The following is a 24,673-nucleotide window of genomic DNA, read 5'->3' as shown; positions in this document are numbered from 1 at the left end:
AGTTATCGGGATTTGTGCCATAAGCCATAAATTCATCAAAGATAAAAATATGAGTAAGCATAAATATAATAAATTGTTTTATATTTTGGGATTCTTGATTTGTTTACTTGCAGTTGACAGTTTGACTACGAAAATTTTTTATGAATCACGATTGTTGATAAAATGTATTATACCGTTGTTAATAATATTTTTTACTAGTATTTTGTATTATAAGAATTACAAAGAAAAAGATTATCAAAGTAGACCTTTAAAAAATAAAATCTTAGAAATTTTAGAATTTCTTTTTGTAATAATATTTTTAATGTTTTTATTGTTTAGATAACACTTACAACTCAAATATGTAAGTGAAAAGCGATAGGTAAGAACAATGTTTTTCGGGATGCTGATAACTGGAGGATTAAAATTGCTGCATATTTTTCCACCGTATATTTGGATGTTGATTTTACTTGTTGGGATATTCTATTCTGTTAAATTTTTGATTAAAAAATCACAAAAAACTTTTTTATTAAAATTAACGATCATTGAACAGGCTGGCAGCACTGTCGGCAGTATCAAGGGCAGCGTCAATGTCGAAGCAGGTAAAGACGTAAGCATCTGTGCCAGCGATGTGCTGGCAGGCAAAGACATCAACCTGACCGGGCAAAACGTCACTATCGAAAGCGCCGACAACACCTACAACGCCCAGGAAAAACACGAATATAAAAAGAGCGGCTTAACGGTGTCGCTCACCACACCTGCGTTATCAGTAGCCGAGAGCGTACATGATACCATCAAAAAAGCAGACAGCGTTAAAGACGATTGCTTAAAAGCGCTGATCGTTGGCAAAGAAGTAAACGACCTGACCAAAAGTGGAAAAGACAGCGTTTTGAATCAAACTAAGGACGGGTTAAAAGATGGCTTCAATGCTGATGATTTTAGCCTTAATATCAGCATCGGCAGCCAAAAGTCAAAAACTGAATCTAGTAGTAGTACAACTATTGTTCAGGGCAGCACAGTCAAAGCCGACGGCAATGTCAACATCACTGCTTCTGAAAAAGATATCAACATCAAAGGCAGTGATGTCAGCGGCGAAGATGTCAGTCTTGCTGCAAAAGGCGATGTCAATATTACATCCGGCAAAAATATAAATACGTCTAGTTCAGACTCCAAAGCCAGCAGCGGCAGTATAGGGGTCAGTATCAACACGTCTGGAATCAGCGATATTAATGCCGGTTATTCCAAGTATAAAGGCGAAGTAAAAGAAAATGGCACTACACATACGAACAGCACAGTTAGTTCCAATAAAATTATTGGGAAAGAAATCAGTGCTTTGGTTAATCAATGTATGTTTTTTTGCAATTAACTAAATTTGGAAAAGTGGAGTATTTTTAGTATTATATAATTAGTATTTTAAGGAGGGTAAATTTATGGAAAATCAATCATATGTGGAATCAGTTAAGCGTACAAGTATTGTACAAAGCTTTTTTGCCCAGGTTTATGGGTGGATGTTTTTTGGACTTTTATCAACGGGGATAGTCGCCTATTATACGGCACATTCTCCGGCATTGTTAAATCTGATCTTTGGCAGTCAAATAACGTTTTATGCGTTTTTGTTTGCGCCGATCGTATTGGTTATGATCATCAGCAGCAAAATCAATTCGCTGAGTGCGAGTATGGCCAGCTTTTTGTTTTTTGTTTATTCAGCTGTAACCGGCGTTACACTGTCGGCAATTTTTCTTATGTATACGCAGGAGTCCATTGCAACGACTTTTGGGATAACGGCAGGTACTTTTGGCGCCACCGCTCTTTTTGGTTATGTCACTAAAAAGGATTTAAGCAAAATGGGCAGTATCTTGTTTATGCTTTTGATTGGTCTGATCATCGCTTCGGTCGTCAATATGTTTTTGAAAAATGACACTATGATGTGGATTCTTACTTATGTGGGGATCGTTATCTTTGTTGGCCTTACTGCTTACGATATGCAAAAGCTTAAAAAAATCGCTCACAGCATAGATGACGATGAAAGCAGTATTGCTAAATTTGCGGTGCTGGGTGCTTTGACTTTGTATTTGGATTTTATTAACTTGTTTTTACGGTTGCTGCAGATTTTTGGTAAGAAGCGTTAAAAGTTGCATGTTTTGATAACAGATAGATTGTTTATAGATGCGGGAGATTTTGTTGGTGAATGTAAAAAACAGCTGACCTTTATTTTAGGGTCAGCTGTTTTTATTTGTTCAGCAGTTATAAAAGTTGAAAATAGTTAGAGTATCCAATGAAGTATTAAATAGGTATCTTCTGATTAGAATGTCCATTCAGCTCCAAGACGCCAGGTACGGCCATCAATATCGTAAGCATGATTATCGTCAATATTGAAGGTTTTATCAAAAATATTATCGACGCCGGCATAGGCTCGGAAGTTTTTAGTAAACTGTTTGTTGACGATAAAATTAAGAGTGTTATAGGTATATTCGTTATCATAAGTTATGCTGTTATTGGTGGTTCTGGATAAATAGTCTACATACCACTGGCTCCACAAGGTTGCTGTTAATGGATTTGGTTTATTGTCGCTGTAAACTAATTGTACCGTACCGTTGTGTTTTGCGCGTCCGTTTAAAAAGCTGTTATCTGATTTGTCACGGGCGTCTAAATAAGTATAGGTTGCTTTGACTTGCCAGTTATTATTAAAACTGTAACCAACTTCCCCTTCAATACCGTCGATCTCTGCTTCAGAAATGTTTTCGTATTGTGTTCTCATAATTATTGAAGGCGGCATACCGGGACCAATGATAGTCTGCACAGAGCCGCTTTCAATAAGGTTTTTTACGTTGTTATGGAAATATCCGAGTTTAGTAAAAGCTTTGCCTTTTTCGCCTTCGATACTGATGTCAAAAGAAGTCGATTCTTCTGGTTCCAGATCAGGGTTTCCCAAAACCTGGACGCGCATAGATCCCATGGTTCGATCCATTGAATAATAGAGCTCGGCAATGCTTGGCGCGCGATAACCTTTGCCGTAGTTGATTTTTAAACGGCTGTTGTCGCTTAAATTATAAGTGCTGCCTATTTTAGGGGAAACATGGCTTCCGAAGCTGCTGTGGTTATCAAAACGGATGGAAGGAACCACGAAGAAACGGTCGTTGATTTGCCATTCGTCCTGGATATAAGCTGAATAGGTTTCCAGATTTTTCTCGGAACCATATTTGCTTATTCCGTAGAGAGTATCTTGGTAAACTTTGTCCCCGCCGGCGCCTAGACGAGTTCCTTTATTACCAAGATTGCTGTATTCTGCGCCGTATGTCAAGGTATGCTGATCTGTCAATTTAGAAGAATTTTTTCCTTCGATAACTAAAGTGTTGTATTCGCTGCGATCCCAGTCTGTCCAGTCGATGCCATTCCAGTTAGAACTGGGACGTTTTTGGTTTGCCTTTTTTAATGTATTATAGTAAGCCCTGATATTATAATTGTTTTTGTCATCTTTACCGTAATAATTTATGCTGTAATCAGAACGATTATTGTTATACCATTCGATATTGCTGGAATCAAAGGCTGTAAACTGTTCTTTCATAAAAGAGGCGTCAAAGTCGAGGCCTCTGTTTTTGCCAAGGTCGTAGTTTGCAGAAAGGTTAAGGTAGCGTCGTGGACCGTACATGTTTGTGCTGACGCCATCTGACTTTGATACTTGTTTGCGGATATCTTCAAGATTACCACTAATTTTAAAGCTAAGATTTCCTTGTTTTCCTGAAGCGTAGGTCATATTGGTTCCCATTTCTTTGGAACCTGTATATACGCCGATGCTCGCGCTGGGATCGGTTGCTTTTTTAGTGATAATGTTGATGACACCGCCCATAGCGTCGCTGCCGTATAGTGCGCTGCCGGGGCCGCGAACTATTTCTATACGTTCCACGTCGTTGATATTGATACGGCTCAGTTCGTATACGTTAGCTGTAACACTGGTGTTTTCACCTGCCATCCGTCTGCCGTCGATCAAAATCAAAGCGTGGGAATTATTCATGCCTCTGATTTGAACAACATTACCGGTCATTCCGGTTTCCTGAACGTCAAGACCAATAGACATTCTTAAAGCATCACGGACACTGTAGGCGCCAAGATTTTTGATTTTTTCCTGGGTGATGACTTCTGTTGCCATTGGGACTTTCTTTTCAGATAATGCTGTTTTGGTGGCTGTTACAACATATTCGTCCAGAACGTATTTTTCCAAGTCGTTCTGACTTTTGCTTGTTTCCGCAGCGTAGACATTATTGACGAGTGCGCTGCATAGACATAGGGCTAATAATACCTCCCTGTTTTTCTTAAAACTACCCATCTCATTACACTCCCTTACGTATGGAAATATATTTATTTGCTATGAGGTATTTATAAATTGGCCTCATAAACAAAAACGTGGTTAGCGATCGCTAACCACGTTGATTATTACATAACTTCACAATTTTGTCAATAATAAAGTTAGCTTTAGCTAACTTTATTTGTAATTTTTACGAAACAGTGTAGGGGAAGCAGACAGGATAACAGTTTTCGTCCTTTTGCAGAGTGGTGATCAGAGCTTTTACGTCATAAAGATGTTCGATGACTGGCTCGGTAAAAACTTCACTTACTTGCCCGTCTGCAACTATTTGGCCGTTTTTGACAGCGACTAAACGCTGGCTGTAACGAGCTGCATGGTTAAGGTCATGCAGTACCATAATGACTGTTAACTGTTTTTCGTAATGCAGCCGTACTACTAATTCCATCAATTCCAGCTGATGGTGTACGTCTAAATAGGTAGTAGGTTCATCTAAAAGCAGGAGCTGCGGCTGTTGGGCCAGTGCCATTGCCAGCCAGGCTCTTTGGCGTTCGCCGCCTGAAAGTGTATTGATAGAGCGGCTGCGGAACTTATCCAGTTCTGTGATTTTTATCGCTTCTTCTACTGCGGCAAGGTCTTCTTTCTTTAGTGAATCAAAGAATTTCTGGTAGGGCAGACGGCCATATCGTATCAGTTCTTCTACAGTTATGTCGGAAGGAGCGTGAGAGGATTGCGGCAGTACAGAAATTATCTGCGCTACGCTTTCGGTGTTCATAGCGTTAATATCGCTGCCGTTCAGATAAACTGTACCTGCATATGGCGTGAGCAGCCGGCAGAGTGCTTTTAACAGGGTGGATTTACCACTGCCGTTGGGGCCAATGATAGATACGATCTCGGGTTTGGGAAAGCTGATATTCAGATCATCGATTATTTTATGAGCTCCATATTGCAGAGTAATATTTTGTGCTTTTAGTGTGGCTGCCGCGGTATTCATTTTCTCATCCTCCGTTTTAATAGATACAGGAAAAAGGGTGCGCCCAGGAATGACATAAAAATACCTACCGGTACTTCCAGCGGAGTGAACAGGGTGCGTGCGGCAGTATCTGCCAGGGTTACGATAACTGCGCCGCTGATTGCCGAGCATGGCAGCAGATATTCATGGTCAGAGCCAACTATGAGACGCATGATGTGCGGGACTATCAGTCCGACAAAACCGAGCATACCGGCTACGCTGACTGCTGATGCTGCCAGCAAAGCCGAAAGAATGATCAGCAGAGTGCGGATACGTACAACACGAATACCAAGGTTTTTTGCAACTTCTTCGCCTAGCTGCAGGGCATTAAGCTGCCTTGCACATAGAAGTGTTCCCAGAATACCTATAAAACTATAAGGCAGGATCATTTCGACATGGCTCCAGCTGTGGCCTTGAAATCCGCCTGCCATCCACATGACTGTACCCTGTATACGTTCTGAATAAAATACGCTCAAAGCAGTCATACCACCACCGAAAAAAGCGGCGATGGCTACGCCGGCTAAAATCATACGCAGTGGATTGATGCCTTTTTCCCAGGCAAGGAAAAATACCAGGCCAGTAGATAAAACAGCGCCGATAAAAGCGGCGGCAGGTACAAGGTTCATTGCTTCGGGGGCTAAAATCATCAGGAACATAGCAAACAGCCCGGCTCCGGCACTGACACCGATGATACCGGGGTCAGCCAGAGGGTTGCGCAATACGCCCTGCAGGATACAGCCTGCAAGCGCCAGGTTGGCCCCTGTCAATGCTGTGACCAGTGTGCGCGGCAGACGCAGTACGTTGACGATACGGGTAGTATCAGCAGTGCCACCTCCTGTAAGTGCAGTATATATATCAGTATAGGTGATCGTTATAGCGCCGCAGGAAATACTTATAAAGAAAGAGAGGAGTAAAAATATGCCTAAAGCACAGAAAATTATTATACGTAATTTATTTCTTTTTTCGAGGCTGATCGGGTTCAATTGCTGCCACCTGCTTTATCAAGATATTGCTTCATGATTTTCATAGCGTCGATAGTGTGCGTGCCTGGATTTACCAGGAATAAGTTTGACGGCAGTTCATAGACGTGGCCTTTTTTTACGGCATTGATATCGTGCCATAGAACATTGTTTTGCATGTCGTTTCTAAGCTTTTTAATAATTTTTGTTCCCTGATCCATGGTGATGATCAGGATAAGATCGGGATTTTCTTTGCCGATATATTCCAGGCTCAGAGGTGCGTAGGCTGAATCTTTGACTGGTGCGGCATCGGCGATGTTACGACCACCGAGGCGTTTTAGAAGATCGCCGCTGAAGCTTTGAGATGTAGCCATGTTGAAGCTGTCTGATGAACCGAAGATGATCATTGTTTTAGGACCAGAAGCAGGAGCTGCATCTTTTACAAGCGCTGAGTAATTTTTTTCTATTTCTTCGCGTTTGATTTGCGCTTGCTGTTCATGGCCTGCTATTTGACCGTAAAAAGAAATGGTATCTAAAACATTTTCGTAAGATGTGATGCTGTTGATGTAAACAGGAACGCCGATTTTTTTGAATGGTTCAATGAGCAAAACGTTAAATGGAACGTTAGTGCCGATAACGAGATCAGGCTTTAGTGACATTATTTTTTCGACGTGAGGGGCATAAATAGCTCCAACATCGGGAATATCTTTGATTTGTTCTTTTATGTCTTCAGGATAGGAATCGCTGGTGGCTTTTCCAGCCGCCTTTCCTCCGATAGCAGTGTAAATTTCTAGATTGGAGGGGTTTAAAAATATTATTCTTTGTGGGTGTTCCGGCATGACAACTGTTTTTCCGATACTGTCGGTAACAGTTAATGTCCCTGGACCGCTCAATTTTGATTCGCTTTGAGCAAATAAAAAATAGCCTGTTAAGGCTAAAAGTAAGACAAAAAATGCTAATACAAATTTTTTCATATAAGCCTCCTAATAGTTAGCGTTTGCTAACTATTAGGATACCACATTAGGCTATATCTTTGTCAATATCGGCCGAAAAATATTTAGATTATAGCATTAAAAAATTTCCTTTTTGCAAAATCTCTAATATAGTTGTGCAAGCTTGCCTGTTTTTGGTATAATATAGTGATAATAAGGAAGGTGGGTAAACGAGTGAAGAGCAAAAAGCTTGGCATTATGGGCGGCACTTTTGATCCTGTTCATTTGGGGCATCTGCAGACAGCCAAGTTTATTTACGAGCATTTGGGCTTGGAAAAAATAATTTTTGTTCCTGCGTTTATTGCGCCTCATAAGGTTGGTCTGGAGTTTGCACCTGCTGCTGACCGTTATCGGATGACGGAGCTGGCAACGGAGCCTTATCCTTATTTTGAAGTTACTGATATTGAATTGCAGCGCAGCGGAGTTTCCTATACTTATGATACGGTTATGGAGTTAAAGGCCCGCTATTCAGAATATGAGCTGTATTTTATTATTGGTGCCGACGCTGTGCCGATGCTGAACACCTGGCACCGCATCAGGGAATTGCTGGCAGAAGTGACTTTTATAGCTGCTGACAGGCCCGGTTATGGGCAGACTATTGACAAGGTTTGCGAATTTTTTGGCGAGCCTGCTAAGAATAAAATTATACTTTTGGATACTCCTGAAGTAGATATTTCTTCGACTGGCATTCGTGAACGTGTCAGACGAGGACTTTCTATTAAGGGTCTGGTACCGGAAAGTGTAGAAAAGTATATTTTAGAGGAGCATCTCTACCAGTCTTAATGGTAGTGAGAGGAGTTGTTATCATGCTGGATATCACAGAAATGAAAAAACTTCTTAAAGCATCTTTGCCTCATAAGCGTTTTAAACATTCTTTGGCTGTATACGATACTGCTCTTGAACTGGCAGTTTTTTACGGACTGGATAAGGAAAAGGTTGGCGTTGGGGCATTACTGCACGATTGCGGGCGTGAGATACCTACGCGTGATCTTTTGATGCATACAATTGCTTTGGGTTTACCGATGGATGATGTCGAAAGGAATCAGCCTATTTTACTGCATGCCAAACTGGGCGTATATTACGCCCGGGAAAAATACGGCGTTACCGATCAGGAAATTTTGGATGCTATCCGTTTTCATACTACTGGTGCGGCAGGCATGAGCAAGATGGCGATGGTTGTCTATCTGGCTGATCTGCTGGAGCCGACCCGTGATTTTGCAGGTATCGAGGAAATGCGCCGGCTGGCTAAGGTTGACCTGGAACAGGCCATGATAAAGGCTTATGCGCAGACGATACGTTATTTGCTGGAATACGACCTTTTGGTACACCCTCATTGCATAGAGGGGTATAACGAATTGGCGGCTAAGTTTAAAAGGCTTAAATTGAATTTGTAGGAGATGCCAATGTCTGTGGAAGAAAATAGAGAAATCAGGCCTGTCCGCAAGAAACGTAAATTACGTTGGGGCAGGCTGGTATTTGTACTGTTGGTTTTGGCGGTACTGCTGACGGGAGCTTTTTGGGGAACAGTCTGGATCTATGACAATTTTATCAATCCGCCGAAGGTTGATGTTGTTGGTGCCAGCGACAAGATAACCCAAAATGAAAAATTGAACAAGCGCATCAATATTTTGCTTTTGGGTATAGATGACGGTGACAGTGATGCTGCTCCGGATGAACCAAAGCGAACTGACGCGATGATGCTGGCCAGCTTTGACCCCGGCGATAATAAGGTTGCGCTGCTTTCGCTGCCGCGTGACACCAAGGTGCAGATCCCGGGCCGGGCTGGTTGGGATAAGCTGAATGCAGCCTATGCTTACGGCGGTGTGATGATGGCCAAGCAAACGGTAGCCAATCTGCTGCAGGTACCGATCCATTATTATGTTTTAGTGGACTGGCGTGCGTTTATTGATGTTATCGATCTGATCGGCGGCGTTGATTTATATGTGGAAAAGGATATGTATTATGAAGATCCTTATGCCGATCTTGTTATTGATATTAAACATGGCTATCAGCATCTGGACGGTAAGCGGGCAGGCGAATATGTGCGTTTCCGCAAAGATGAGCTGGGTGATATTGGCCGCGTGCAAAGGCAGCAGAAGTTTATGAAAGCGGCGGCAGCACAGATTTTCAATATCGATACGGTGACTAAGATCCCGGCGCTGTTTTCGACTGTTGACAGACATGTGGAGACCGATATGAACACTTTGACGATGATCAAGGCTGCAAACAGCTTTAAGCTGTTTGGTGACGAAAAGGTCAAGTCGGGTATGCTGTATGGTAATTTTGACGATACAGAAGGTATCAGCTATTGGGCTACATCACGCGAGGAAGTTCAAAAATCTTTGGACGAAATCGGCATTCCCTATATGAAAGATGATGAAGATGAACAAGAATAAAGGAGGCGAAAAGATGGATTTTACTACTAAAGAAATTGCACACAAGATCGCGGCGGCAGCCTGCGATAAAAAAGCAAAGGATATTTTGCTGCTGAATATGGAGAACATTTCTCCTGTAACTGATTATTTTATTATTGCCAGCGCTGGAAATAATATTCTAGTTAAAGCTATTGCTGACAATATCGAAGATAAATTGGCGGAGGCAGGCATTTTTGTTACTCACAAAGAAGGCTATGCTGAAGGTCGTTGGATTTTGTTGGATTATGGTAATTGTGTTGCGCATATCTTTATTGAAGAAGAACGCGAGTTCTATAATCTGGAACAACTGTGGGCTGATGCTCCGTCGGAAGAATTTGTGGAGAGCAAAAATGACTGATGAAAAAGACATGGCAAAGCAGCTTAAATATCGTGCGGGTGACGTTGTTACTTTAAAAGTGGCACGTCTGGGCGAAATGGGCGCTTTCCTTGACGCTGGTACGGGCGATACTTCTGATGATATCCTGCTGCATAAGCTGCAGCAGACGGAAGCGGTCAATGTTGGCGATGAAGTTAAAGTCTATTTGTATAAAGATCCGCATGGTCGTTTGACGGCGAGCCAGAAATTACCGAAAATGCGCGAAGGGCAGATCGGTTACGTTAAGGTTTTAAGTGTGACCAAGGACGGCGGGTTTGTGGATATCGGCGCTGAACGCGGTGTATTTTTGCCGTACAGCGAAATGCGAGGGCATGTGTCGCCGGGTCAGCTGGTCTGGATAAAGCTGTATCGCGATAAAACAGGACGCCCTGCTGTCAGTATGCGGGTGGAAGAAGAAATGCTGAAGGCTTCCAAACCTGCTGTTGGTGTCAAGGTCGGCGACAGCGTGACAGGTACTATCTATAATATCCTGCCGGAAGGCTTCTTCATTTTTACTAATCAGCGCTTTTTGGCGTTTCTGCATCGCAGTGAAGTTCCCGGCGGGCGTTTGGATTTTGGTCAGGAGATCACGGCTCGCATTACTTATATTCGTGAGGATGGCAGGGTAAATCTGTCCTTACGCCAGCAAAAAGAAAATGCTATGATCGCCGATGCGGAAGATATTTTAAATTTTTTACATAAACGGAATGGTAAAATGCCTTACTGTGATACTACACCGATGGAAATCATTAAGGAAAAATTTGGTATCAGTAAAGCAGCTTTCAAACGTGCTTTGGGGCATTTAATGAAGGAAGGCCTGATCGTGCAGGAAGAAGGCTGGACTATGCTGACTGAAAAAGGACTGCAAAGCGAAAAATAAGTAAAGACTCTCGTTTGGGCGAGAGTCTTTTTTTTTGCGCGTTATTTGTGGATGCTAAAAAACATTTCTTAAAGAACAAATATTGGAAATTGTTTAAGAGTAAGGTATAATGTAGACAATAAGAAGTTTGAAATAGAAAGAGGAACTATTATGGACTCTAGCGGCTTAAAAGAAGATATTTTTTACAGTTCCAGCTGGATGCAGGAAATATTGGAAATCAGTAATATTGGTTTATGGCTTTTGGAAATAAACAAAAATAATACTGACGTGCGTCTGTATGCCGATGATAAAATGTTAGAACTTTTAGGGCTGCAGAAGAGTTTATCGCTGGAAGATAATTATAAACATTTTGCGCAAGGCGTGCTTGCAGAAGATCTGGAAATAGTGCAGAAATATATTGAACAGATGCTGACGACCAAAAGGCTGGTAGAGGTTCAGTATCGCTGGAAGCATCCATGGTGGGGCACAATTTTTATTCGCTGCAGCGGCAAGTTATATAAAGAAGACGATAATGCTTATTATATTCGCGGTTATCATCAGAATGCCAGCGATGTTGAGGTCTTAAGACAGGCCAATATCGAAAAGAGCAGGCAGCTGATAGAAGTTGTACGTAAACGTGATTATTATGACGAGCTGTTTCAGTCCGTATTGTGCGGTATCGTTCAATACAGGCCACAGGCTGACGGAAGTATTGTTTTTCAAAATGCCAATATGGAAGCTATCAGGATTTTTGGTTATGAAAAAGAAGAATTCTGGAAGCGTAAATCCTGGCGGATAGAAGATCTGGCTGCGCCGGAAGACTGTGATAGAGTATATCAGAGCATGAACGCGATACTGCTGGGCAAGGGGAAACAGTCTTTTGAATATCGGGCGCTGAGGGCCGATGGTACTTATTGCTGGATCATTGGCAGCGGTGAATATATCAAAAATATTGACGGAGAACGTGTTATTCAAAGTGTTTTTCTGGATATTGATAACAGAAAGCAGATGGAGCTGCTTAATCAGGAATTGCTGGAGCAGGATAAGGGTACTCAGGAACTGCTGCGCCAGGTTCTGGAAGGAACAAAAATTTTCCATTTTTATTATTATCCGCAAAAACGTCTGGAAGTTATGCCGGTAAGAACCAGTAAATATTTTAACTGTAGTATGGAATACAGGAATATTCCGGAAAGCTTTGTGGAAGATTTTGTGAGCGGTGAAAGTAAGGCAGATTGCTATGCGATGTACGAAGCTATTCATAATGGGGCTAAAACTGCATCTTCCACATTCTGTGACAAGAACAAGCAGTGCTGGGTGCGGGTAACAATGACTGTTATGTCATGGGATGATCAGCAGCAGCCGACTTTTGTCATTGGTATCATTGAGGATATCAGCGAGCAAAAAGGAATGGAGCTTGAAAAAATCGAGTTGCAGTCTATTTATAATTTTACGATAGAACATGACTATGATGCTGTTTGCATCTGTGATTTAAACAGTGGTGATTATGTGATGCGTTTTGCCGGTTATTGCGCTCATTACGGTTTGCCGCTGCGTGGCAGCATTAATGAACAGCTGCCGGTATTTATAAAAGAGTTTGTTTGTGAAGAAGATTGTGAGCATTTAAAAAGCTGGAGTATTGATAGTTTGCTGAAGTGCCTGGAGCAGGAAGATGCTGTTATGCTGTATTTCCGTTCATCCGCTAAAGACGGGTACAGATATAAAGAAGTTAAGCTTTCATATTTTGGTAAATTAAAAGAACGGCTGCTTTTGACGATGCGCGATATCCATGAACGCACGATGCAGGAGGAAGCAAATAAACAAATCATCAGTGACGCATATCAGCTGGCTTTACAGGCCAATCAGGCCAAAAGTGAATTCTTTTCAAAAATGTCGCATGATATCAGAACGCCGATGAATGCTATTATGGGGCTGGCGGCTTTAGCGGCACATTGCGACGACAAAGATCATGTAGATGATTATTTGAAAAAAATTGTCACTTCTGGCAAACATATGCTGGAGCTGTTGAATGAGGTTCTGGATATGTCGAAGATCGAAAGCGGCAAAACAGAATTGAACTCGGAAGCATTTTTATTAAAAGAAAAAGTTGAGGAAGCATTAGATATCATTAAACCTGCTGTTGAGGAGAAACGGCATCAGCTGATTGTGGAAACAGAGGCACTGAAAAATATAACTGTGCTGGGTGACGCGTTGAGACTGCAGCAGATATTACTTAATCTGTTGTCCAATGCCGTTAAATATACGCCTGATGAAGGTGTGGTAAAGCTGACGGTTACTGTTAAGCCGTTACCGCATGATCTGGCTGTTTTTGATTTTATTGTAGAAGATAACGGCATTGGGATGGAACAAAGTTTTATCGAGCGTATTTTTGAGCCGTTTATAAGAGCAGAAGATTCTCGGGTCAGTAAAATACAGGGAACTGGTCTGGGCATGACGATCAGTTTGAACCTGGCAAAACTGATGAACGGGTCGATCGATGTTGAGAGCTGTGTTGGTAAGGGCAGTAAGATCACTGCTTCTGTTTGTCTGAAGGTGCAGCGTCAGAACGGAGTTGCGGTCGAGTATGAACAACCTGCCGGTGATAACGAAAATGCTGCTGATATTGATTATAGCGGTAAACGGGTATTGGTAGTTGAGGATAATGCAATCAATCTGGAAATTGCTTTAGAGTTTTTGAAGCTGTTGGGCTTGACTTGTGAATCCGCTGGTGATGGTGCAGAAGCATTGGAAAAATTCCTGGCGGCGCCTGAAGGATATTATGATTTGATTTTTATGGATATCCAGATGCCAACTATGAATGGCTATGAAGCGGCAAGAGCAATCAGAGCTGCTTCTCGCAGTGATGCGGCCCGGATTCCGATTATTGCCATTACTGCGAATGCTTTTTCGGAAGACGTGAAAATGGCGCTGGCCGCGGGGATGAATGCACACATAGCCAAGCCGTTTGAACTAAAGCTTTTGAAAAAAATAATACGTCAATGGCTGAAATAAGACGACTGGAAGAAGCTCCGTTTTGTAGGGGCTTCTTTTTTGTGTTATAATGCAGATATCTATTTCAGAAAAGAGCGGAGAGAAACCATGGATTATTTTGTCTTGACAGTTGCTTCGTTGATATTATTTGCTGCTACTTTTTTCAGTACTGTAACTGGTTTTGGCTTTGCGCTGATCGCAGCTCCTGTATTAACGATGGTCATGGGGCCGAAAGAGACAGTTGTATTTGTTATTATCGCCGGTGTTATTGTGCGGGTGATCATGATGTGGCGTACCTGGGGAGAATTTGAGTGGCCGACAGTTTTGATAACAGCTGCCGGCAGTCTGTTGGGGATTATTCCCGGAGCGTATCTGCTGAAAGTGGCTGATGCTAATCATTTAAAGATTTTATTAGGGATAGCGCTTTTGCTTGTAACGCTTTTGATGGAATTAAATTTTGTGCCTGAGGTCAAAAATAAAAAGCTGGGACGTGTTTCTGCTGGTTTTTTAAGCGGTTTTTTCAGTGCGACTACCAGTATCAGCGGGCCGCCGATCGCTTTATATTTTTTGAGTGAGAATATGGAGAAAAATTTGCTGCGCGCCAATATGATCTGGATCTTTGCTATCGGCAGTTTTTGTACTTTAGGCAGTTTTTTTGTTGCGGGTACATTTCAGGGTGGAAATTTGATTGCTTTGTCGCTGTATGTGTTGCCGGCAGTACTTTTAGGCTGGTGGCTGGGAGAAAAAATGTTTTTCCGTATCAATCAGCATTTATTTAAGCGCATTGCGCTGCTTGTAGTATTGATAGGCGGGGTAATGACTTTGGGAAGTGGCATCAACGGTGTGCTCCATTGATTTTGTTGTAACATTGTTTACAATAGACGGTGCATAAAAATTAATTTTTTTGAATTTTATGCTTTTGCTTGACACCTTTTTGATACGGGTCTAAAATAACAACAATTAAGTTTTACACAAGAAATTTAAATTAGGTGGGTTGATCGTGGAATCTGTTTTGAGAACTAATTGGGTAAATGAATATGCTTTTGACTTTAGCCGGGGCTATTTTTATTTTAGCGCTGGTTATTTTACTTGCTCAAAACTGCATAATTCTATTACCGTAAACAGATGCCGATACTGTAGCTGAGATATGCTGCTGTAAATAAGAAGATGAATTTTTAATCAGGCTCTCTTACGAGGCCTGATTTTTTTTATTATCTTGTGTAAATAAAAATGAAATTAAGGAGTGGAGATAAATGATTATAGTAATGAAACCGGGGATTCCCGCAGAAGAGGAATTGAGAGTAAAAAGCTTGATGGAAGGTAAGGGTTTTCAGATCCATGAAAGCCGCGGTGCTAATTTTACCCTGTTCGGTGTAGTAGGCGATACGGCTGCCTTCGATATGAATCAGCTGAGAGTATATGACTGCATTGACAAGGTTATGCGTGTGCAGGAGCCTTATAAACGTGCTAACAGGATGTTTCACCCGGAAGACAGTATCGTAGATGTATGCGGGGTGAAGGTGGGAGGCAAACAGATCACGGTAATGGCAGGCCCTTGTTCAGTAGAGACGCGGGAACAGATTATCGGCGTGGCGGAGGATGTGAAGCAAATGGGCGCTGCGATCCTGCGTGGCGGCGCTTTTAAGCCGCGTACTTCTCCATACTCTTTCCAGGGACTGCAGGAAATCGGACTGGATTTATTAAAGGAGGCTAAAGCTGTTACCGGGCTGCCGATCATTACAGAAATTATGTCAGCAGATAAGATCGAACGTTTTGTAGAAGATGTGGATGTGATTCAGGTAGGCGCCCGCAATATGCAGAATTTCGAGCTTTTGAAGGAGCTGGGCAAGACAGATAAACCGATTTTGCTGAAACGCGGTTTGTCTGCGACGATAGAGGAGTGGCTGATGTCGGCTGAATACATTATGGCCGGCGGTAATGATAGTGTTATTTTATGCGAGCGTGGTATCCGAACCTTTGAAAATTATACTCGCAACACTTTGGATCTGAGCGCGATCCCGGCAGTAAAAAAACTCAGTCATTTGCCGGTGGTGGTTGACCCCAGCCACGCGGCTGGTATGTGGTGGATGGTAGAGCCGCTGGCTAAGGCAGCAGTAGCCGTAGGTGCTGACGGACTGATCATTGAAGTGCATAATGATCCTGAGCATGCGTTATGTGACGGAGCTCAATCCCTGAAACCTGAACGCTTCGGCAGGTTGATGCAGGATCTGAAGATCATAGCAGGAGCCGTTGGACGTGAGCTATAACAGGTTATAATTAAATTTAACCATATAAATTAAAAGGAGAGAACAAAAATGATTATTGTAATGAAACCAGGCGCACCGATGCAGGAATGTGAGAAGATTAAAAACGGACTGATCAATAACGGCTTCCAGATCAATGAGATCGTCGGCGTGAATATGACGATCCTGGGCGTTATCGGAGATACCAGTACTTTAGATATCAATCTGCTGCGCGTTAACGATTGGGTAGAAAAGGTCATGCGTGTGCAGGAGCCGTTCAAACGGGCAAACAGGATGTTCCATCCGGAAGACAGCGTAGTGGATGTCAACGGGATCAAGATCGGCGGCAAAAAAATCATCGTTATGGCCGGTCCATGCTCGGTAGAGACCGAAGAGCAGATCATTTCCGTTGCTAAGTCGGTAAAGCTCGGCGGAGCCGCTATGCTGAGGGGCGGAGCTTTCAAGCCGCGTACTTCACCGTATTCTTTCCAGGGATTGAAAGAAAAGGGATTGGAGCTCTTAAAAATCGCTAAACAGGAAACTGGCCTGCCGATCGTTACCGAAATCATGTCAGCTGATAAAATCGAACGTTTCGTGGAAGATGTGGATGTTATTCAGGTAGGGGCCCGGAATATGCAGAATTTCGAGCTTTTGAAGGAGCTTGGCAAGACAAATAAACCAATTTTGCTGAAACGTGGTTTATCAGCGACGATAGAAGAATGGATCATGTCGGCTGAGTATATTATGGCCGGCGGTAATGATAATGTTATTTTGTGTGAACGCGGTATCCGTACCTTTGAAACTTATACCCGTAATACTTTGGATCTGAGCGCGATCCCGGCAGTAAAAAAACTAAGCCATTTACCGATCGTCATTGATCCGAGCCATGCTTCCGGCATGTGGTGGATGGTTGAACCGATGGCCAAAGCTGCTATCGCAGCCGGTGCAGACGGATTGATCATTGAGGTACATAACGATCCCGAGCATGCACTGTGTGACGGGGCACAATCACTGAAGCCGGAACGCTTTGCACACCTGATGGGTGAATTGAAGGGCATTGCGCAAATAATCGGCAGAGAGATGTAGGATATAGTATAATAATGTTAAAAACGGCTGTTTGCTTGATAAAAAACAAGAAGCCGTTCAAATTATCGTAGGATTGTAGAATGGAGAAAGTTTAACGAGGTGAACGTAGTGGAAAGTGGTTTTAGAAGCACGGATTGGCAGCAGCTTACTTTTGCTGTGGTAGGTATGGGACTTATCGGCGGTTCTTATGCCAAAGCGCTGAGGCGCCTGGGCGTAAAGAAGATCATCGGTGTCGATACTGACGGCAAGGTGCTGCGGCAGGCTCAGGAACAGGCTGTTATCGACGAAGCTCTTTGTGGGGCAGGCCCAGGACTGCAGGCGGCAGATGTAGTGATCTGTTCGGTTTATCCGGCAGCTACGCTGGATTTTGTAAAAAGTGCGGTGCCTTTTTTGCAGAGTGATGTTTTGATAACCGATGCTACAGGCATTAAAGGCAGCTTGCCTGAGGACGTGCAGCGACTGCTTACCGGAAGGATGGAATTTATTGCGGGGCATCCGATGGCCGGCCGTCAAGGCAGCGGTTTGGGTATGTCCCAGGCCGAGATTTTTGACGGTGCCAATTATATCGTGGTGCCGGCAGCTTTTAACAGCAGTGGGGCGATCGAATGGCTGAGCAGCTTTGCAGGCGCGATTGGCTGCGGGCAGGTAGTGCAGGTTGATGCCGTTGAGCATGACCGCATTATCGCCTATACCAGTAATTTGCCTCATGCTTTAGCGGTAGCGCTGATCAACAGTGCTTCTTATAATGAAAATACGAAATATTTTATTGCCGGCAGTTTTCGCGATGGAACAAGGGTCGCAGATATCAATCCGTATTTATGGAGCGATTTGTTTTTGGCGAACCGGGAAAACGTTCTGCAGGAATTAGCTGCATTCAGCCAGCAGTTGGAACGCTGGCGCGAAGCGCTGACAGCTGCCGACGCGCAGGCCCTGCAGGAAATGATGCGGGAAGCTGCGATTAAAAGAAAGGATTTGTACTGATGCGTACGATTACAGTAGCGTTAGGTGAGAAAACATATAATATTGAAATCGCAGCCGGGCTGCTGGATCAGATCGGGGCAAAGGCCAGAGTGCTTTCTCAGGCGGTAAAAGCGGCAATCATCAGCGACAGCAACGTAGATCCCTTATATGGCGAGAGGCTGGAACGCAGCCTGGCTGCCAGCGGGTTTGAGGTTACGAGGATAGTTTTTGCCGCCGGTGAGCAAAGTAAAAATTTAACTGTGCTGGGTCAGGTTTATGACGAACTGGCACGGGCAGGCTTGACGCGCAGTGATTTGATCCTGACTTTGGGCGGTGGTGTGCCGGGCGATTTAGGCGGATTTGCGGCAGCTACCTTTTTGCGCGGCATTGATTTTATTCAGGTACCGACCTCGCTTTTAGCGCAGATCGACAGCAGCGTAGGAGGCAAGGTGGCTATTGACCTGCCGTCAGGCAAAAATCTGGCAGGCAGCTTTTATCAGCCAAAAGCAGTATTTATAGATCCGGATTTATTGAAAACTTTACCGCTGCGGTTTTTGCATGATGGTTTGGCTGAGGCGATCAAATACGGCTGTATTCGCGATGCCGGTCTGTTTGCTCAGATCGCTGCTGTTAAAAGTGATCAGGAGCTGCTGGAGCAGGCGGACAGTATTATTGAGACCTGCTGTAATATCAAGGCGCGGATCGTTGAAAAAGACGAATTTGACACAGGAGAACGTATGCTGTTGAATTTTGGGCATACTATCGGACATGCTATTGAAAAATGCTGCGGTTTTACTACTTATACTCACGGTGAAGGCGTTGGCATCGGTATGGTACAAATGACGCGTCAAACGGAGAAGCTGGGACTTACGGCAGCAGGTACTGCAGAGGAGTTGAGCCGCGTACTGAAAAAGTTTGCTTTGCCGGTAACTGCAGTATTTGATGCTCAGGAAATTTTACAGGCAATGGCTTTGGATAAAAAAAAGAGCGGTAAAAAAATTAACCTGGTAATTATTGAAAAAATAGGCGTCGGACGCCTGCATAAAATAGACTGGCAGGATATACCTGCCTATATTGGATAGGAGAGCGCATGACGACATTGAAGATTACACCGGCAAAGCTCAACGGCAGTGTTTGCGTGCCGTCATCTAAAAGCATGGGGCACAGGGAAATTATCTGTGCCGGACTGTCGGCGGGAACCAGTATTGTTGATAATATCAGTATGTCTGACGATATGGAAGCTACTCTACGCTGTCTGACTGCATTGGGGATCGGTTTTCAAAAAGTTCCTTCAGAAAGATCAGGACGCACAGCTTTGGCTATTAATGGCAGTGGTAATGTACGAGTTTCGCAAAGTACTGTCGATTGCGGAGAATCAGGTTCGACATTGAGGTTTATGATCCCTCTGGGGGCATTGTGCGGTGAGCCGCTGACATTTACTGGTCACGGAAAGCTGGTAACGCGTCCGCTGCAGGCTTATTATGATATTTTTGACAGGCAGGGGCTGTCTTATACAACTGCCTCTAACGGGTATTTGCCTTTGACGGTGAACGGTGTGCTGAAAAGCGGCGATTACGAGCTTCCCGGTAATGTCAGCTCGCAGTTTATCAGCGGTCTGCTGTTTGCTTTGCCGCTGCTTGCAGGCGATTCTGTTTTGAAAATTACTTCTGCACTGGAGTCGCAGAGCTATGTGGATCTGACCTTGTCGTGTCTGGCAAAATACGGAATCGTTATCGAACACGAAAATTATTATAAATATCATATCGGCGGCGGTCAGAAGTATCGCTGCGGCAGGAACATGGTGGAAGGTGACTGGTCTCAGGCGGCGTTCTGGCTTGTAGCCGGCACGCTGGGCAGGCAGATTACCTGTACTGGACTAAACAGGGACTCGTTGCAGGGGGATATGGTCGTTGCGGATATTATCAACCGGATGGGAGGAAAAATAACCTGTGATGCCGAAGGTAATCATACGGCCTCGAGTGCGTCGACTAATGGTGTAGTTATCGATGCGGCAGACTGTCCTGATATCATTCCTGTCTTAACGGTACTGGCAGCGGTCAGTGAAGGTACAACTGAAATCATCAATGCAGGACGGCTGCGTATTAAAGAGTGTGACCGTCTGGCAGCGATGACCAGTGAATTGAATAAACTGGGAGCTGCAGTTACAGAACTGTCTGACGGGCTGATTATCAATGGGCGGCCGGAAGGTCTGCAGGGCGGCTGCGTTGATTCCTGGAACGATCACCGCATCGCGATGAGTTTAGCGGTAGCGAGTCTGGTTTGCGAAAAGGCGGTTATTATTAGTGGCAGCGAATGTGTTCAAAAATCATATCCTGAATTTTGGCAGGATTTTACAGCCTTAGGCGGAATGATCAAAACTGTGGGAACGGGTGAAAGTATATGAGCGGTGTTTATGGCAGAAAAATAAAAATGACGATTTTCGGCGAATCCCATGGTGCTTCTATTGGTCTTGTGATTGACGGGTTGCCACCGGGGCTGGGAATTGATATTGATTTTATTAAACGCGAGATGGAAAGGCGTGCTCCGGGCCGCAATCTGCTTTCGACACAGCGTCAGGAAAAAGACGCTTTTTTGATCCAGAGTGGTGTTTTTGAAGGGCGGACGACGGGGACACCTTTGTGTGCGCTGATCCCTAACAGCGATAGTCATTCTAAGGATTACAGTATTCTAAAAGATAATATGAGACCGGGGCATGCTGATTATTCCGGTAAGATCAAATATAAAGGCTTCAATGATTACCGTGGCGGCGGGCATTTTTCCGGACGACTGACTGCGCCGCTGGTTTTTATGGGAGCTGTTGCCAAGCAGGCTCTGGCTCGGTATGGCATTGTTATAGGGGCACATATCAATAATGTGGGTGAGATTTTTGACAGGAAGTTTGACCCATTGGGAGAAGAGACTGAATTATTGATGAGTCTGCGGCAGAAGGAATTTGCCGTATTGGACGATGTACGTGGGGCAGAGATGCAGGCGCTGATTTTGGAAGCGCGTGAGCGTCAGGATTCTATTGGCGGCAGTATTGAGTGCATGGCGCTTAATTTGCCGGCTGGTTTGGGCGAACCATTTTTTGATTCACTGGAAAGCCGTCTGGCACATGTGCTGTTTTCTATTCCGGCGGTAAAGGGGCTGGAGTTTGGTATGGGCTTCGGTTTCTGCCGCAGCACCGGTTCACAGGCTAATGATCCGCTGTATTATGATGGAGATTCTGTGCGAACTGAAACTAATAATAACGGCGGTATTTTGGGTGGGATTACCAATGGCATGCCTGTTGTATTCAAGGTAGGGTTCAAGCCAACGCCTTCGATTTCCCTGCCGCAGAAAACGATAAATGTGTCTGAGCATACGAATACGGTATTGGAAATTAAAGGTCGTCATGATCCCTGTATCGTGCAGCGGGCAGTACCTGTCGTGGAAGGTGTTACGGCCTGGACTGTTTTAGATATGCTGTTGACTGCTGATATTGACGGTGAGGTGTGAGCATGGAAAAATTGGATTTAGAGGCGATCCGCCGCCGTATCGACAAGATCGATGCCCAGCTGGTTGCGGCGTTGGAAGAACGGATGGAGGCAGTGCTGGAAGTTGCGGCCTATAAAAAACAGCAGGGGCTGCCGGTGCTTGATGCGGCTCGGGAAGCTCAGGTGCTCTCAAAGGCCTGTATGCGTTTACAGCATAAAGAGTATGCACCGGCTGTTACAGCGATGATGACGACCATCATGGAGCAGAGCAGGGCTTTGGAGCATGTACTGCTGGCAGAGCCGCGAGTTCTGCCGCAGGAGGAGGTCATGGAGGTTGGCTGTTTTGGAATGCCGGGGTCTTACAGTCATCAGGCTTTGGAGAGATATTTTGCAGGACAGCATATAAACAGACATCATTATGCTTTGTTTGAGGATGTAGTGCAGGCGGTCAAAAACGGTGAGATCAAATACGGTGTTTTGCCGATCGAAAATTCTTCGACCGGAGGTATTACCGAAGTTTATGATCTGCTGCGGCATCACGATTGTTCTATTGTTGGTGAGCAGTGCGTGAAAATAGAGCACAATCTCTTGGGCGTTCAAGGTGCTAAGCTCGAAGATGTTACTACTGTTTATTCACATCCGCAGGGCTTTGCACAAAGTAAAGAGTTTTTTCATCAGTATCCGCAGATGGAGTTAGTGCCTTATTTCAGCACATCTAAAAGTGCAGAAACAGTGAGGGAAAAGCAGGATAAGCATTTGGCGGCGGTGGCTGGTAAGCAGGCTGCGGAAATGTATGGGCTGCAGATTCTTGCCGCCAATATCAACTATAATTCCAATAATTATACCCGGTTTATCGTCATTTCTAACGAAGCGGAACAGGCGCCTAATGCTAATAAAATTACGGTAGTAGTGGCAGTAAAACATGAACCGGGGTCATTATACAGGACTTTAGGACATTTTTATCACAGCGGTTTAAATATGATGAATTTGGAATCCCGGCCGATCGAAGGTAAATCATGGGAATATTTCTTCCATATCGACCTGGTAGGCAACCTGCGTGAAGAAAGAGTACGTCAGGCATTAGAACAGCTTTCCGACAGCTGTGCATATTGTAAGATATTAGGCAATTATCCTGCCGATGGTAGATAGGAGGTTTGTGTTATGGTTCATTTTGGCTTGATTGGAGCGCGTTTGGGACACAGTTTATCACCGCAGATACATCAGCTGATCTTTAAAGAATTGGGTGTCGAAGGAACATATGATCTGCTGGAGATACCTCCTGAAGAATTATATGCGAGCGTGCATGAATTGCGTGGTAAATACTGCGGAGTCAATGTAACCATTCCGCACAAGATCAATGTAATGGCTGCTTTGACTACTTTAAGTATGGAAGCGCAGGCTATTGGAGCCGTTAATACGATCCATTTTCATAACGGTGCAATTCGCGGCTATAATACCGATTATGCAGGTTTTGGGCGTTTGCTGGAAAATAACGGCATCGAAGTACAGGGCAAAAGCGCGGCTGTTTTAGGTACGGGCGGCGCTTCAAGAGCTGTACTTCAATATTTAATCGATCACGGTGTTTCTAAGATATTTTTAGTTTCCCGTAATACTCAAAGCATAGCTCCGTATATGAAAACCTTGTGCAGTAGTGTACCGACGCAATTCGTCAACTACGTACATTTAGAGCGTTATACCGGTGATTTACTGATCAATTGCACTCCTGTTGGGATGTATCCCAAGACCGATGTATCGCCGGTAGGTCTGGAAACTGTCGAGCATTTTGAAACAGCGGTCGATCTGATTTATAATCCCGCTAAAACTTTGTTTTTGCAGCAGGCAGAGCAGCTGGGTAAAAAGGCTGTGAACGGGATGCTTATGCTGGTAGCTCAGGCTGTAGCAGCAGAGGAGATCTGGCTGCAAAGAGAAATTTCAAACGATGTCATTTTAAAAGTTGCCGCTGAGATGGAAAAACAGCTATGAAAAATATCGTCTTGATCGGAATGCCGGGCTGCGGGAAATCAACTTTGGGCAGATTGTTGGCGCAGCATCTGAAGCGTCCTTTTTATGATGCTGATAATGTGCTTGAAAAGCTGGAAGGCAAGACTATCAAGGAGCTGTTCGCAGTCAGCGAAGCGTGCTTCCGCGATGCTGAAACCAGGGCAGTCAGGCATCTGTCAGAATTGGAAGGGTGTGTGATCGCTGCCGGCGGCGGTGTAGTCAAACGCTCAGAGAATATCGAGGTATTAAAAAACGGCGGCATTATCGTTTTTATAGACAGGCTGCCAGAAAAAATTGTACAGGACATAGATACAGAAAGCCGCCCTTTATTAGCAGCAGGGCGGCAGAAAGTTTTTGACTTGTATGCGGAACGAATCGAACTATACCGCAGGTATCACGATCATATCATAGATAATAACGGTGAGCGGGAAGCAGCGTTACAGGCATTACTGGAGTTGGCAAGGAGAGAAAGCTGATGAAAAAAATTTTGGTTTTGAATGGTCCGAATATCAATATGTTGGGCGTACGTGAAAAAAATATTTATGGTCAACAGGATTATGCAGCCTTGTGTGAATATATCGGGCAGGAAGCTGCGGCATTAAATGTGGAAGTAGAAGTAAGGCAAAGTAATTTTGAAGGTGAATTAGTCACGCTGATCCAGCAGGCTTATGGAAAATTTGACGGTATCGTTATCAATCCTGCGGCATTGACGCATTACAGTGTAGCTTTGCTGGATGCTATAAAAGCAGTGGCTTTGCCGACGATAGAAGTGCATTTGAGCAATATCCATGCCAGGGAAGAATTTCGGCATAGATCAGTAACGGCTGCTGCCTGCCTGGGGCAGATATGCGGGTTGGGTTTCCAGGGTTATGCTTTAGCGCTCAGAGCGCTGGCGGAAAAGGGTTAAGCTTATAAAAACTGAAAAAGAAGTAAAAGATGTAAAAGATGTAAAGCACAACTGGGTTGTGCTTTAATTTTTGTTAATTTCAATATACTCTAGTATATAAACATCAAAAATAAACAATAAATAG

The 24,673-nt window shown here is 44.0% G+C and carries 23 protein-coding genes; 19 read left to right on the top strand and 4 right to left on the bottom strand.

The genetic code is table 11. The annotated features are described in order from the left end of the window. Window positions 1–403 precede the first annotated feature (403 nt). Window positions 404–1,342: a hemagglutinin repeat-containing protein gene (locus C8D73_RS03635; protein ID WP_170123161.1), complete on the top strand. Its 939-nt coding sequence runs from the start codon at window positions 404–406 to the stop codon at window positions 1,340–1,342. A gap of 64 nt (window positions 1,343–1,406) precedes the next feature. Next, window positions 1,407–2,105, top strand: a complete 699-nt coding sequence (locus C8D73_RS03630) for a Bax inhibitor-1/YccA family protein (RefSeq protein WP_021717296.1) — start codon at window positions 1,407–1,409, stop codon at window positions 2,103–2,105. 173 nt (window positions 2,106–2,278) lie between these two features. On the opposite strand, the gene C8D73_RS03625 is transcribed toward C8D73_RS03630, so the two are convergent. The 4 genes from C8D73_RS03625 to C8D73_RS03610 all read right to left on the bottom strand — a co-directional run bounded on the left by C8D73_RS03625 (window position 2,279) and on the right by C8D73_RS03610 (window position 7,221). After that, the gene (locus C8D73_RS03625; RefSeq protein ID WP_113077314.1) at window positions 2,279–4,300 is read right to left on the bottom strand and encodes a TonB-dependent receptor plug domain-containing protein; all 2,022 of its coding nucleotides are present in this window, start codon (window positions 4,298–4,300) and stop codon (window positions 2,279–2,281) included. A gap of 169 nt (window positions 4,301–4,469) precedes the next feature. Continuing rightward, a complete protein-coding gene (locus C8D73_RS03620; RefSeq protein ID WP_113077313.1) occupies window positions 4,470–5,270 on the bottom strand; it encodes an ABC transporter ATP-binding protein in 801 nt (266 codons plus the stop codon). Further along, a complete protein-coding gene (locus C8D73_RS03615) occupies window positions 5,267–6,262 on the bottom strand; it encodes a FecCD family ABC transporter permease (protein WP_346265865.1) in 996 nt (331 codons plus the stop codon). The genes C8D73_RS03620 and C8D73_RS03615 overlap by 4 nt, the downstream gene beginning before the upstream one ends. Window positions 6,263–6,267: 5 nt before the next feature. Further along, the gene (locus C8D73_RS03610; RefSeq protein ID WP_113077311.1) at window positions 6,268–7,221 is read right to left on the bottom strand and encodes an ABC transporter substrate-binding protein; all 954 of its coding nucleotides are present in this window, start codon (window positions 7,219–7,221) and stop codon (window positions 6,268–6,270) included. A 192-nt stretch (window positions 7,222–7,413) separates the two neighbouring features. Here C8D73_RS03610 and nadD point away from each other — a divergent pair, with 192 nt between their 5' ends. The 17 genes from nadD to aroQ all read left to right on the top strand — a co-directional run bounded on the left by nadD (window position 7,414) and on the right by aroQ (window position 24,549). Beyond that, complete coding sequence (nadD, locus tag C8D73_RS03605) at window positions 7,414–8,022, top strand: nicotinate-nucleotide adenylyltransferase (RefSeq protein WP_113077310.1); 609 nt, start codon at window positions 7,414–7,416, stop codon at window positions 8,020–8,022. 23 nt (window positions 8,023–8,045) lie between these two features. Beyond that, a complete protein-coding gene (gene yqeK, locus C8D73_RS03600) occupies window positions 8,046–8,633 on the top strand; it encodes a bis(5'-nucleosyl)-tetraphosphatase (symmetrical) YqeK (RefSeq protein WP_231997951.1) in 588 nt (195 codons plus the stop codon). Between the two features lie 9 nt (window positions 8,634–8,642). Further along, a complete protein-coding gene (locus tag C8D73_RS03595) occupies window positions 8,643–9,635 on the top strand; it encodes an LCP family protein (protein WP_021717299.1) in 993 nt (330 codons plus the stop codon). Window positions 9,636–9,648: 13 nt separating this feature from the next. Then, on the top strand, window positions 9,649–10,011 hold the full coding sequence (rsfS, locus tag C8D73_RS03590) for a ribosome silencing factor (protein WP_113077309.1): 363 nt from the start codon (window positions 9,649–9,651) through the stop codon (window positions 10,009–10,011). Next, window positions 10,004–10,909 (top strand): CvfB family protein, encoded by a 906-nt coding sequence (locus tag C8D73_RS03585; RefSeq protein WP_021717301.1) that lies wholly within the window; start codon window positions 10,004–10,006, stop codon window positions 10,907–10,909. The genes rsfS and C8D73_RS03585 overlap by 8 nt, the downstream gene beginning before the upstream one ends. Window positions 10,910–11,059: 150 nt before the next feature. Further along, window positions 11,060–13,897, top strand: a complete 2,838-nt coding sequence (locus C8D73_RS03580) for an ATP-binding protein (RefSeq protein WP_113077308.1) — start codon at window positions 11,060–11,062, stop codon at window positions 13,895–13,897. A gap of 87 nt (window positions 13,898–13,984) precedes the next feature. After that, window positions 13,985–14,731: a sulfite exporter TauE/SafE family protein gene (locus C8D73_RS03575; RefSeq protein ID WP_021717303.1), complete on the top strand. Its 747-nt coding sequence runs from the start codon at window positions 13,985–13,987 to the stop codon at window positions 14,729–14,731. A gap of 398 nt (window positions 14,732–15,129) precedes the next feature. After that, on the top strand, window positions 15,130–16,143 hold the full coding sequence (aroF, locus tag C8D73_RS03570) for a 3-deoxy-7-phosphoheptulonate synthase (RefSeq protein WP_021717304.1): 1,014 nt from the start codon (window positions 15,130–15,132) through the stop codon (window positions 16,141–16,143). Window positions 16,144–16,191: 48 nt separating this feature from the next. Beyond that, a complete protein-coding gene (gene aroF, locus C8D73_RS03565) occupies window positions 16,192–17,205 on the top strand; it encodes a 3-deoxy-7-phosphoheptulonate synthase (RefSeq protein WP_021717305.1) in 1,014 nt (337 codons plus the stop codon). A gap of 108 nt (window positions 17,206–17,313) precedes the next feature. Continuing rightward, window positions 17,314–18,186: a prephenate dehydrogenase gene (locus C8D73_RS03560; protein WP_231997953.1), complete on the top strand. Its 873-nt coding sequence runs from the start codon at window positions 17,314–17,316 to the stop codon at window positions 18,184–18,186. Next, window positions 18,186–19,247: a 3-dehydroquinate synthase gene (gene aroB, locus C8D73_RS03555; protein ID WP_113077307.1), complete on the top strand. Its 1,062-nt coding sequence runs from the start codon at window positions 18,186–18,188 to the stop codon at window positions 19,245–19,247. Before C8D73_RS03560 ends, aroB begins: the two co-directional genes overlap by 1 nt. A gap of 8 nt (window positions 19,248–19,255) precedes the next feature. After that, window positions 19,256–20,569, top strand: a complete 1,314-nt coding sequence (gene aroA, locus C8D73_RS03550) for a 3-phosphoshikimate 1-carboxyvinyltransferase (RefSeq protein WP_113077306.1) — start codon at window positions 19,256–19,258, stop codon at window positions 20,567–20,569. Beyond that, window positions 20,566–21,663 (top strand): chorismate synthase, encoded by a 1,098-nt coding sequence (gene aroC, locus C8D73_RS03545; protein ID WP_113077305.1) that lies wholly within the window; start codon window positions 20,566–20,568, stop codon window positions 21,661–21,663. Before aroA ends, aroC begins: the two co-directional genes overlap by 4 nt. Window positions 21,664–21,665: 2 nt before the next feature. Beyond that, window positions 21,666–22,790, top strand: a complete 1,125-nt coding sequence (pheA, locus tag C8D73_RS03540) for a prephenate dehydratase (protein WP_113077304.1) — start codon at window positions 21,666–21,668, stop codon at window positions 22,788–22,790. A gap of 12 nt (window positions 22,791–22,802) precedes the next feature. Continuing rightward, entirely contained in the window at window positions 22,803–23,624 is an 822-nt protein-coding gene (locus C8D73_RS03535; protein WP_021717311.1) for a shikimate dehydrogenase family protein, read from the top strand. Beyond that, window positions 23,621–24,118: a shikimate kinase gene (locus tag C8D73_RS03530; RefSeq protein WP_021717312.1), complete on the top strand. Its 498-nt coding sequence runs from the start codon at window positions 23,621–23,623 to the stop codon at window positions 24,116–24,118. Before C8D73_RS03535 ends, C8D73_RS03530 begins: the two co-directional genes overlap by 4 nt. After that, on the top strand, window positions 24,118–24,549 hold the full coding sequence (gene aroQ, locus C8D73_RS03525; protein WP_021717313.1) for a type II 3-dehydroquinate dehydratase: 432 nt from the start codon (window positions 24,118–24,120) through the stop codon (window positions 24,547–24,549). Before C8D73_RS03530 ends, aroQ begins: the two co-directional genes overlap by 1 nt. The last annotated feature ends 124 nt before the right edge of the window (window positions 24,550–24,673 follow it).

Origin of the sequence: Phascolarctobacterium faecium DSM 14760, assembly GCF_003269275.1 — a bacterium.
In the GTDB taxonomy this organism is placed as follows: domain Bacteria; phylum Bacillota; class Negativicutes; order Acidaminococcales; family Acidaminococcaceae; genus Phascolarctobacterium; species Phascolarctobacterium faecium.
Note: the sequence above shows the minus strand (reverse complement) of the source record. Positions and strands in the feature narration are given on the sequence as shown.

What these genes read in the sequence shown, in the direction of transcription:
- C8D73_RS03630 (WP_021717296.1), top strand. Translation starts at nt 1,407, where the DNA reads ATGGAAAATCAATCATATGTGGAATCAGTTAAGCGTACAAGTATTGTA.
- C8D73_RS03625 (WP_113077314.1), bottom strand. Translation starts at nt 4,300, where the DNA reads ATGGGTAGTTTTAAGAAAAACAGGGAGGTATTATTAGCCCTATGTCTA.
- C8D73_RS03620 (WP_113077313.1), bottom strand. Translation starts at nt 5,270, where the DNA reads ATGAATACCGCGGCAGCCACACTAAAAGCACAAAATATTACTCTGCAA.
- C8D73_RS03610 (WP_113077311.1), bottom strand. Translation starts at nt 7,221, where the DNA reads ATGAAAAAATTTGTATTAGCATTTTTTGTCTTACTTTTAGCCTTAACA.
- yqeK (WP_231997951.1), top strand. Translation starts at nt 8,046, where the DNA reads ATGCTGGATATCACAGAAATGAAAAAACTTCTTAAAGCATCTTTGCCT.
- C8D73_RS03595 (WP_021717299.1), top strand. Translation starts at nt 8,643, where the DNA reads ATGTCTGTGGAAGAAAATAGAGAAATCAGGCCTGTCCGCAAGAAACGT.
- rsfS (WP_113077309.1), top strand. Translation starts at nt 9,649, where the DNA reads ATGGATTTTACTACTAAAGAAATTGCACACAAGATCGCGGCGGCAGCC.
- C8D73_RS03585 (WP_021717301.1), top strand. Translation starts at nt 10,004, where the DNA reads ATGACTGATGAAAAAGACATGGCAAAGCAGCTTAAATATCGTGCGGGT.
- C8D73_RS03580 (WP_113077308.1), top strand. Translation starts at nt 11,060, where the DNA reads ATGGACTCTAGCGGCTTAAAAGAAGATATTTTTTACAGTTCCAGCTGG.
- C8D73_RS03575 (WP_021717303.1), top strand. Translation starts at nt 13,985, where the DNA reads ATGGATTATTTTGTCTTGACAGTTGCTTCGTTGATATTATTTGCTGCT.
- aroF (WP_021717304.1), top strand. Translation starts at nt 15,130, where the DNA reads ATGATTATAGTAATGAAACCGGGGATTCCCGCAGAAGAGGAATTGAGA.
- aroF (WP_021717305.1), top strand. Translation starts at nt 16,192, where the DNA reads ATGATTATTGTAATGAAACCAGGCGCACCGATGCAGGAATGTGAGAAG.
- aroB (WP_113077307.1), top strand. Translation starts at nt 18,186, where the DNA reads ATGCGTACGATTACAGTAGCGTTAGGTGAGAAAACATATAATATTGAA.
- aroA (WP_113077306.1), top strand. Translation starts at nt 19,256, where the DNA reads ATGACGACATTGAAGATTACACCGGCAAAGCTCAACGGCAGTGTTTGC.
- aroC (WP_113077305.1), top strand. Translation starts at nt 20,566, where the DNA reads ATGAGCGGTGTTTATGGCAGAAAAATAAAAATGACGATTTTCGGCGAA.
- pheA (WP_113077304.1), top strand. Translation starts at nt 21,666, where the DNA reads ATGGAAAAATTGGATTTAGAGGCGATCCGCCGCCGTATCGACAAGATC.
- C8D73_RS03535 (WP_021717311.1), top strand. Translation starts at nt 22,803, where the DNA reads ATGGTTCATTTTGGCTTGATTGGAGCGCGTTTGGGACACAGTTTATCA.
- C8D73_RS03530 (WP_021717312.1), top strand. Translation starts at nt 23,621, where the DNA reads ATGAAAAATATCGTCTTGATCGGAATGCCGGGCTGCGGGAAATCAACT.
- aroQ (WP_021717313.1), top strand. Translation starts at nt 24,118, where the DNA reads ATGAAAAAAATTTTGGTTTTGAATGGTCCGAATATCAATATGTTGGGC.